The organism is Mesorhizobium sp. M4A.F.Ca.ET.022.05.2.1 (genome assembly GCF_003998845.1).
Classification (GTDB): Bacteria; Pseudomonadota; Alphaproteobacteria; order Rhizobiales; family Rhizobiaceae; genus Mesorhizobium.
The window spans coordinates 1-5,194 of record NZ_RZOJ01000423.1 but is presented as its reverse complement, the minus strand read 5'-3'; the positions used below and the strand labels follow the sequence as shown (position 1 = coordinate 5,194).

At 64.3% G+C, this 5,194-nt stretch carries 6 protein-coding genes; 3 read left to right on the top strand and 3 right to left on the bottom strand.

The features are described from left to right. Both mgtE and EN745_RS29470 read left to right on the top strand, forming a co-directional pair. The coding region (gene mgtE / locus EN745_RS29475; RefSeq protein WP_127422871.1) for a magnesium transporter at positions 1–893 on the top strand (893 nt) is incomplete at its 5' end. 125 nt (positions 894–1,018) lie between these two features. Then, positions 1,019–1,405 carry a MerR family DNA-binding transcriptional regulator gene (locus tag EN745_RS29470; RefSeq protein ID WP_112618641.1) on the top strand — a complete coding sequence of 129 codons (387 nt, stop codon included), beginning with the start codon at positions 1,019–1,021 and terminating at the stop codon, positions 1,403–1,405. Positions 1,406–1,426: 21 nt separating this feature from the next. On the opposite strand, the gene EN745_RS29465 is transcribed toward EN745_RS29470, so the two are convergent. The 3 genes from EN745_RS29465 to EN745_RS29455 all read right to left on the bottom strand — a co-directional run bounded on the left by EN745_RS29465 (position 1,427) and on the right by EN745_RS29455 (position 4,299). Continuing rightward, positions 1,427–1,903 (bottom strand): isoprenylcysteine carboxylmethyltransferase family protein, encoded by a 477-nt coding sequence (locus EN745_RS29465; RefSeq protein ID WP_127422870.1) that lies wholly within the window; start codon positions 1,901–1,903, stop codon positions 1,427–1,429. Continuing rightward, on the bottom strand, positions 1,900–2,901 hold the full coding sequence (locus tag EN745_RS29460; protein ID WP_127422869.1) for a DUF1624 domain-containing protein: 1,002 nt from the start codon (positions 2,899–2,901) through the stop codon (positions 1,900–1,902). The genes EN745_RS29465 and EN745_RS29460 overlap by 4 nt, the downstream gene beginning before the upstream one ends. 216 nt (positions 2,902–3,117) lie before the next feature. Then, positions 3,118–4,299 (bottom strand): aromatic ring-hydroxylating dioxygenase subunit alpha, encoded by a 1,182-nt coding sequence (locus tag EN745_RS29455; protein WP_127422868.1) that lies wholly within the window; start codon positions 4,297–4,299, stop codon positions 3,118–3,120. Positions 4,300–4,431: 132 nt separating this feature from the next. On the opposite strand from EN745_RS29455, the gene EN745_RS29450 reads away from it, so the two are divergent. Further along, complete coding sequence (locus EN745_RS29450) at positions 4,432–5,124, top strand: gamma-glutamylcyclotransferase (RefSeq protein WP_127422867.1); 693 nt, start codon at positions 4,432–4,434, stop codon at positions 5,122–5,124. The last annotated feature ends 70 nt before the right edge of the window (positions 5,125–5,194 follow it).

Here is a 5,194-nt window from a genome sequence, read left to right as displayed (position 1 = left end):
GCCAGACCATCGACTACATGCGCGAGGACAACAACCTTCCCGACCGCTTCAGCCAGATATTCGTCATCGATCCGAGCTTCAAGCTCGTCGGCGCCATCGACCTGGACCAGATCTTGCGCACCAAGCGGGCGGTGAAGGTCGAGGACGTCATGCATGAGACGAGGCATGCCATCCCCGCCACCATGGACCAGGAAGAGGCGGCGCGGGAATTCGAGCAATACGACCTGTTGTCTGCCGCGGTGGTCGACGAGAACGAGCGGCTGGTCGGCGTGCTCACCATCGACGACGTCGTCGACGTCATCCAGCAGGAGGCCGAGGAGGACCTTCTGCGCATGGGCGGCGTCGGCGACGAGGAACTGTCCGACACGGTGCTCGCGACCTCGCGCTCGCGCGTGCCGTGGCTGCTGGTCAACCTTCTGACGGCCTTCCTCGCGGCCTCGGTGATCGGCCTGTTCGACCAGACGATCGAGCATATCGTTGCGCTCGCCGTGCTCATGCCGATCGTGGCCGGCATGGGCGGCAATGCCGGCTCGCAAACGATGACCGTCACCGTGCGCGCGCTGGCGACGAAGGATATCGACATCTACAACGCCGCCCGCATTATCCGCCGCGAAGTCGGCGTCGGCTTCATCAACGGCATCGTGTTCGCGGTGCTGATCGGCATCGTCGCGGCGGCATGGTTTCGCGACCCCAATCTGGGCGGCATCATTGCGGCGGCGATGATCATCAACATGTTCGCGGCGGCGCTGGCCGGCATCCTGATCCCGCTGCTGCTCGACCGCTTCAAGATCGATCCGGCGGTGGCGTCGGCCGTCTTCGTCACCACGGTCACCGACTGCGTTGGCTTCTTCGCCTTTCTGGGCTTGGCCACCTGGTGGTTCGCCGTACCCTGAAGGCGCAATTGACTTTTACGTAAATGCCGTGCGAGGTTCGGCCGGCTTCCATTCGATTCCGCTCATGGAACGGAGGCGAGGGCGACGCCACCGGACGGCGCCCAGTACCGGCATCGGGAGCAACAATGCGGGAATACTACACGATCACCGAACTGACCCGCGAATTCGACGTGTCGACGCGCACGCTGCGCTTCTACGAGGACGAGGGCCTGGTGCAGCCGGTGCGGCGCGGCCGCACGAGGCTGTTCCGCCCGTCCGACCGGCATCTGATCCGCCAGATCATGCGGGGAAAAAGGCTCGGCTTCTCGATCAACGAGATCCGCGAAATCATCCAGATGTACAAGGAGCCGCCCGGCGAGGTCGGCCAGCTCAAGCTGATGATCAAGCGCATTGAGGAAAAGCGCGAGGATCTCAGGCAGAAGCGGCGCGACCTGGAAGAAACGCTGGCCGAGCTCGACCAGGCGGAAGAATCCTGCGTCGAGCGTCTGGTGGAGCTCGGCGTAAACACCTGAACTCAGTGGGGTACCTCCGGCTCAAATCCAGCGCCGCACCCGCTTGGCGTAGTCGCGGTATTTCTTGCCGAATTTAGCCGCCAGCACCTTCTCCTCCTTTTCGACCGCCAGCTTCTGCGTGGCGAACGCGGCGACGAAGGCGAACAGCAGGAACCAGGCAATCCCGGTGATGAAGGCGACGCCGATCAACAGCAGCGTGTTGGCAAGATACATCGGATTGCGGGTGATCGAGAACGGGCCCGATGTGACGAGATGGTCCGGCACCGCGTTCGGATTGAACGTCGTCTTCGCTCGCAGCATGACCCGGATCGCCGTGAACCAGAGCGCGGCGACAAAGAACAGCGCCACCCAGCCGGCGGCAAACAGGAGGTCGCCGAGGAGATCGCCGATCCACGGCAGGGGAAAGAAGAGGCCGAGCACGACGCTGGCGGCGATGGCGATGACGTAGATCGGCGGCGGCCACGGGATGAGCCCGGGTTTCGGCTGACTGTCGGTCATTGCTGTCCTCCCTCCATCGCGCTGTCGGTGCTCGCCGTGCAAGCGCCGGCGAGCTCGGCGAGATGCGCCTTGAACCCCGGTGTCTGGTCGCCCTTGTAGAGCCTGTCCAGTATCCCTTCGCCCTGCAGCGTACCCAGCATGCAGCCACAATAGCTCGTACAGAATTTGCTGTCGCGCTGCTGTTCACAGGATATCTGGCAGGATTTGAGGAAGCTGGCGTCCTGGTCCAGCGGCGCCGCCGGCATCACCTGCGAAAACAGCCAGACCGAACCGAACAGCAGTGGCTGATGGATCAGATAGAAGGCCAGGCTGTGGCGGCCGATGAAGATCAGCGGGTTCGACCAGCGGCCGGGCGCCAATTTCGCCAGCCTGGCAAGCAGGCCGGAGGTGGAAGCGAGTTTCGCCGCGGCGATGCCCAACAGCACGGCGCCGAACCATGGGAAGAGCGGCACATAGTCGTTGGAGCGCGGGTTGGTCGCCGACAGGCCGACCCACCACAGCGCCGGATGGTCGAAGGCTTCCGAGCGCAGATAGAGCGGGGCGGCGATCACAAGCGCCGCGACGGCGATGGTCAGCAGCGAGGGCAATCGCAGGAAGGCGAGGCCGAGCAGAGATGCGAGCGCGATCTCGTGCAATATGCCGAAGAAGATGAAGCCATCCGGCGTGGCGATGCGAGTGATCAACGAAATGGCCAGCGCCGCCACGGCGACCATGGCAAAGCGCTTCCAGAAGCCCGGCCAGCGGATCTGCCTTCCATGCGCGAGGAACAGGCTGACGCCGACCAGGAACAGGAAGGTCGAGGCGATGCAGCGCGCGTAGATCTTCCACCAGCCGAAGGCGGTGAGGCCGGGATCGGTATAGCCGAAATTCTCGAGGTCCCAGGTGAAATGGTAGCTCGCCATGGCCAGCAGGGCCAAGCCGCGCACGATGTCGATGGCGACGATGCGTCCTTGCTTCGGCGTGTCCTGAACAGGTTCGGCCGGCGATTGAAGGCTCATCGTGTCTCGCATTCCGATTCAGTGATACCAAACGACTATCATGGTTCAGCCAGACAAAAGAAGGCGGGACCTCTGTCGCCTGGTATCAAGCTGCCCGCCGTTTTCTTTCGAGCGGTTCGAGGGCCGGCCGTGAGCCTGGGTTCAGCGTTCGCCACGCGCGCGGGCTGCCGGCGGCGGCCGTGGCTTTGTCACCTAGCGGCATCTGCCGAAGTCGCTCTAGGGTTTGGGCGAAAATGCCTGATGCCGCGCGCGCACCCATTCGTGGAAACGGTGCAGGTCGTACTCCTCCGGCATCAGCACACCGGCCTCGTGGCGCATCGAACGCAGGCCCTTCTGGTTGACCTCGCAGATCGCCGCGTCCTCTTCCAGCACCTGCCTGCCAAAGGCGACGATGTTGTCGATGTCGGCTTCCGGCGAGGCGAGCGCTTCGGCCGGGAACAGCCATTCGGCTGACAGTTCCGTCTGCTCGGGGCCGAGCGGCACAAGCCGCACGGTGCGCACATAGTCGACATGGCCGACGATGAACATCGACGGCAGGCTTGTGGCGTAGGTCTGGCCGGCGGCGCATTCGGCCGGCGTCAGGCCGGCAAACACCGGGCCGTACGCGCGGCCGTCGCGCGACCAGGTCTCGGCGCCGGCTCGGAGGCCGCCGGAATATTCCGGCGCGTCATTGTCGGCGTGGCGCGCCCATTCGGGATCGTCGTGCCTCGTCATCAGGCCACGGCCATACATCGGCACCAGCCGCGACAGGTCCTTGTGGACGCCAGGGCAATGCAGGCACTCGTTGAAATTCTCCCAGAAGATCTTCCAGTTGCAGTTCATGACCTTGCGCAGCGCATGGCCGGTGACCAGCGTCTCCAGCGGCCAGTTGGTGAGATTGCCGGAAGCCCGGTCGAATGAGGCTTCCGCTGAGTCGGCGGCATTTTCGGCGAGATTAATGAAGACGAAACCGCGCCACACCGACAGCGCCACGCCATAAAGCGGGAAGTCGGCCTTGTCGAAGCCTTCGGGCAGCGACTTCGACGGCACGCGCACGAGGTCGCCGCGCAGCGAATAGGACCAGGCGTGGTAGGGGCAGGTCAGCAGCCTGGCCTTCAGCCTTCCCTCGCTTTCCTGGCAAAGCTGCGAGCCGCGATGCCGGCAGGTGTTGTGGAAGGCGCGCAATTCGCCGTCCTCGTCGCGCAGCACGACGATCTCCTGCGTGCCGACGCGGAATGTCCTGAAAGCCAGCGGCTGGGCAAGGTCGGCCTCGCGGCAGACCAGCAGCCAGCTTTTGTACCAGATCGCGTCGAGGTCACGACCGTAGGCCCCGGCATCCCAATAGGCCGACGACGGCAGCGTCGGCGCAAGCCTGGTCAGGCCGTTATAGCGGTCGCGTTCGCTTGGATTGGGCTGCATAGGCGGCTCCCTGAATGGTCCAGCCGACACCCGGCCAGGATGTTTGTCAATCGCTCGCGCCGTGGCCATTGTGGCACGCAATCGCCGCCCCTAAGGTCGGCGCTTCACAAGTCGGGTGCCCAGGGACAGTTCATGCCGCCAAGGACAATGTCGCTCACCGAGGAACTGGTCGCGCGCTGCTTTCGCGCCGTCGAGGACAGCGGGCCTGACCCCAACGCGATGCATCTGGACGATGCCGACTATGACGCGATACTGGACATCCTTGAGGCTGAGCTGCCTGGCGGCGAACCGCTCTGGCTGTTCGGCTACGGGTCGCTGATCTGGAAGCCCGAGATCGACCATGTCGAGGAACGGATCGCGATCGCGCGCGGCTGGCACAGATCCTTCTGCATGAAGATGACGCGCTGGCGCGGCACCAAGGAGCAGCCTGGCCTGATGATGGCGCTGGACCGGGGCGGGCAGTGCAAGGGCGTCGCCTTCAGGCTTGGCGACGCCGACCGGCGCCAGCAGCTCGACAAGGTTTTGCGGCGCGAAGTGACGCTGAAGCCGACCAGCTACCATCCGCGCCTGCTCAACCTCGCGAGCGACGGTGGCACGTTGCGGGCGCTGGCCTTCGTCATCAACCGCAAGGGCACAACCTATGCCGGCCCGCTTGAGGAAAAAGAGGTGGTCGAAAGGCTGGCGACGTCCTGCGGGCACTGGGGATCGGGCGCAGACTATCTTTACAACACGGTGAAGAACCTGGAGCAGCGCGGCATCCATGACAGCCATCTGTGGCGGCTGCAGCATCTGGTTGCTGAACGAATTGCCGCGTCGGACAGCTAGGCCCGGTGGCGCATTTGCGCTGGTGGCCGCCGGAATTTGGTTTGCCGGGCGCGACGATTCTGCCTATAGT

Coding starts and splice junctions, on each gene's coding strand:
- EN745_RS29450 (WP_127422867.1), top strand. CDS start 4,432: ATGCCGCCAAGGACAATGTCGCTCACCGAGGAACTGGTCGCGCGCTGC.
- EN745_RS29455 (WP_127422868.1), bottom strand. CDS start 4,299: ATGCAGCCCAATCCAAGCGAACGCGACCGCTATAACGGCCTGACCAGG.
- EN745_RS29470 (WP_112618641.1), top strand. CDS start 1,019: ATGCGGGAATACTACACGATCACCGAACTGACCCGCGAATTCGACGTG.
- EN745_RS29460 (WP_127422869.1), bottom strand. CDS start 2,901: ATGAGCCTTCAATCGCCGGCCGAACCTGTTCAGGACACGCCGAAGCAA.
- EN745_RS29465 (WP_127422870.1), bottom strand. CDS start 1,903: ATGACCGACAGTCAGCCGAAACCCGGGCTCATCCCGTGGCCGCCGCCG.